At 58.9% G+C, this 3,286-nt stretch carries 4 protein-coding genes and 1 tRNA gene; 1 reads left to right on the plus strand and 4 read right to left on the minus strand.

The window, feature by feature from the left end; genetic code table 11:
- Positions 1-6 precede the first annotated feature (6 nt).
- Positions 7-83: transfer RNA gene (locus ACTHL0_RS04560), tRNA-Arg, on the minus strand.
- Positions 84-210: 127 nt separating this feature from the next.
- On the opposite strand from ACTHL0_RS04560, the gene greB reads away from it, so the two are divergent.
- Entirely contained in the window at positions 211-774 is a 564-nt protein-coding gene (gene greB / locus ACTHL0_RS04565; RefSeq protein WP_440565403.1) for a transcription elongation factor GreB, read from the plus strand.
- Between the two features lie 159 nt (positions 775-933).
- On the opposite strand, the gene ACTHL0_RS04570 is transcribed toward greB, so the two are convergent.
- The 3 genes from ACTHL0_RS04570 to ACTHL0_RS04580 form a co-directional block, all read right to left on the minus strand.
- Positions 934-2,079, minus strand: a complete 1,146-nt coding sequence (locus ACTHL0_RS04570) for a porin (RefSeq protein WP_440565404.1) — start codon at positions 2,077-2,079, stop codon at positions 934-936.
- 521 nt (positions 2,080-2,600) lie between these two features.
- Positions 2,601-2,828, minus strand: a complete 228-nt coding sequence (locus tag ACTHL0_RS04575) for a hypothetical protein (protein WP_440565406.1) — start codon at positions 2,826-2,828, stop codon at positions 2,601-2,603.
- 254 nt (positions 2,829-3,082) lie between these two features.
- The coding region (locus ACTHL0_RS04580) for a hypothetical protein (RefSeq protein ID WP_440565405.1) at positions 3,083-3,286 on the minus strand (204 nt) is incomplete at its 5' end.

Here is a 3,286-nt window from a genome sequence, read left to right on the forward strand (position 1 = left end):
AAAGAGTGGCGCGGCTGGCAGGATTCGAACCCACGACCCCTTGGTTCGTAGCCAAGTACTCTATCCAACTGAGCTACAGCCGCACGCAGAAGCGAAATTATAGCAAAGTTCCGAGAAAAGGGAAGACGTTGTAACGAGTTTCTTCAATCTTTCTAGCGACCGCTCACATCGTGTACGCTTGAAGATTGATTGCACGCGGTGATTCGCACCATGAACAAGGCATTTGTCAAAGAGTCGAGCGACGACGATGACGACGATCTCGACGTCATCCAGCCCGAAATCCCGGCCGGCACCAGGAACTACATGACGCCCGCAGGCCACCAGCGGATGCGCGACGAGTTGCTTCACCTGATCGACGTGGAGCGTCCTGACGTCGTGAAGCTGGTTTCCTGGGCGGCATCGAATGGCGACCGCTCGGAGAACGGCGATTACATCTATGGAAAGCGGCGTTTGCGTGAAATCGACCGCCGTATACGTTTCCTGACGAAGCGGCTCGACCTGGCCGAAGTGGTGGATGCCAGCAAGCAGGAGAATGTCGACCAAGTGTTCTTCGGTGCGACGATCGAGTATGCGACCGAAGACGGGGAAACCCATGCCGTGACGATCGTCGGTGTCGACGAGGTCGATCTCGATCAAGGCCATGTGAGCTGGATCTCGCCCATCGCGCGTGCGCTGCTGAAAGCGCGGATCGGCGACACCGTCACACTGCATACGCCTGCCGGGCCCGAGCAGATCGACGTGCTCGACGTCCGGTACCCGGCGGCGGGCGCTTAGCGCCCGCGGGCCGCCGGTGCGCAACGTCGCGTGCGCAGCGGGCGATTTGCGTCGCCCGGGCGTGCGCCTCCCCGTCCCGAAGACAAAAAAAGGCGCCGCAAATGCGGCGCCTTTCTCATGCGTGTGCGCGGCGAACGGGATGCCGGCAGGCTGCTGCGGTCAGAAGCGGTGGCGCAGGCCGACCGTCGCGGCAACTTGCTTGTTGTTCGACGACGCGTTGAGGCCGTTGATGTCCGCCGTGAGCGGCAAGCCCTTGTTGATCGCGAGCTGATAGATGCCTTCCACGTAGACATCCGTGCGCTTGGACAACGCGTAGTCCGCTTGCAGATTGAACTGATTCCACTTCGGACTGACGCCGCCGATCGAGCCGTGGGTGTACGTATAGGCGCCGGCCAGGCTGACCGCCGGCGTCAGCGCATAACGCGCGTTGACTTCGTAGTTGTTGAAACGGGCCGTGCCGCCCGGCAGCGCGAGCGTCGCAGCGGTGCCGGCGTTGGCCGCGTTGATGCCCAGGGCATCGTTCAGGCGTGTCTGTGTAAAGACGAAGCCCGCCGTTGCCGGGCCGAACGTATAATTGAGGCCGGCGCCCCAGGTGCGCTGACGGCTCGCGGCAAACGTGGCATCGCCGGCCACGGAGCCGGGGGCCGTCACGGCCTGGTTCAGCGCGTTCAGATCGTTATCGATCTGCAAATAGGCCGCTGCGACGTTCAGGCCCATCCACGAGTACGATGCGCCGACGCTGACCGTGCGGTTATTCGAAAACTGGCCCGCCGTGTTCGAGAAGCCGTACAACGCCCCGAGCTTGAAGCCGCCGTAATTCGCGCTCTGAAAGTGAACCGAGTTATTGATCCGGAACGAGTTGTCGAGGTTGTCGTTATCGAACGGGTGGGCGAAGTAGGTGCCGCCGTACTGCGTGCCCGTCAGCGCCAACGGCCCGAGGTACTGGACCACGTCATCATATTGACGGCCCAGCGTCACGGTGCCGAATTGGTCGCTGCTCAGGCCGACGAACGCCTGACGCCCGAATTCGCGGCCGCCCTGCTTGAGGGTTCCATTGTTGATGCCGAAGCCGTTTTCCAACGTGAAGATGGCTTTCAGGCCGCCGCCGAGATCTTCCGCGCCTCGCAGGCCCCACCGGCTGCCATTGACGGCGCCCGTCGATTGTTGCCAGGCGTGACCGCCGCCCTGATTGTTGGTGTAGGTGATGCCGGCGTCGATGAGGCCATACAACGTCACGCTGCTCTGTGCGTGCGCCATCGTTGCGAAGGCGCCGGTGAGGGCGCCGACTAGAAGCGTCTTCTTCATCTTTTACTCCAGTATCAGGAAGTTTTCTTGGCTGTCGCCCGAGGCGCCGGCCGGAGCGCACGCGCTACCGCACCGGACCGTCCGCGTGGCGATGCGGGAAACCACTGCAACGGGGTCCGTTTTTTCCGAACTGGATTGAGTGTAAATAGCGTCGCGTACACGCTCGACTTTTGAAAACCGCAATAAAGTATTGAGCGTTTTGAAATAAAATTAAAGCACCGCCAGAGCCTTGCTGGGCAACGGTCTCCGCCCCTTAAATAGGGGTGCGGATCGAATATGAGAAATTCAAGGCGTTGTGTTTACGAGACGCTATCCAGCATCCCTGTTGGGGGGGCGCTCTTTAAGTTCGCTGGATTATTGTCAATCTAGAAAAAGAAGTTTGCGTCGCGCGACAATAATCGCGCGGGAACGCAACGATATACTCACTGTACTGCTTGCCCAAGCAGACTTTTTCATCAAGGAAAAGACGTCTCCAAACCTTTGTCAGCGCGGCTTTCGGGCCGCGTCTTTTTTGGGTCGCGTCAGCCCCGCATGCGACGGCGTCCGCGCTGTTTGTCTTCGCCGCGGCGGTAGTCGATTTCGTCGTCGTCCAGAGGCAGCGCCCAGTCTTCCATCACGTAGTGACGTGCATCCATCGGGGACGCCAGCAGGTTTTGCCAGTGATCGCCGTGCCAGAAAGGATCAACCTCCAAAACTGAAGTCGATGTGTGATTCGTCCGACTAATCGGTGCCGCTTCAGGGCGAAGCATGCGGAGGAGCCAGGCGACAAAGCGCTTGATGGGAATGGCATGCATGGCCGTCTCCAAACAACTTGTCCAGATGATCATCGGACGGCGTGGCCACGGCAACAACCCGGAAAAATACTTATCGCAGAAATATTTTGTTGCAAACAGCGAACGTTTTTCCGGTTTGGCGCTTTCTATGTGCCTACCATAGGTAATAGTGACTCAACTGGCGCGATTTTATGCTGCATTGCGCATAGCAAGAGAAGCCGTTTGAGCATTTAATGAAAAATTTCTTGACGAGCGCGCAACGGAACATTTATAAAAGCAGCGCCGGAATCACCCAGTGAAAGGCGCCCCGGGAGAGAGACCGAGGTGTCGTTCTTCCGAGGCTGGGCTTCAGGCGGAGGGCGCTGCCCGTCTATTAAAATTTCGAGGGAATTAGTACTATGGAAACCGGTGTCGTAAAATGGTTCAACGATGCT

Origin of the sequence: Trinickia sp., from assembly GCF_051961175.1 — a bacterium.
Lineage (GTDB): Bacteria > Pseudomonadota > Gammaproteobacteria > Burkholderiales > Burkholderiaceae > Trinickia.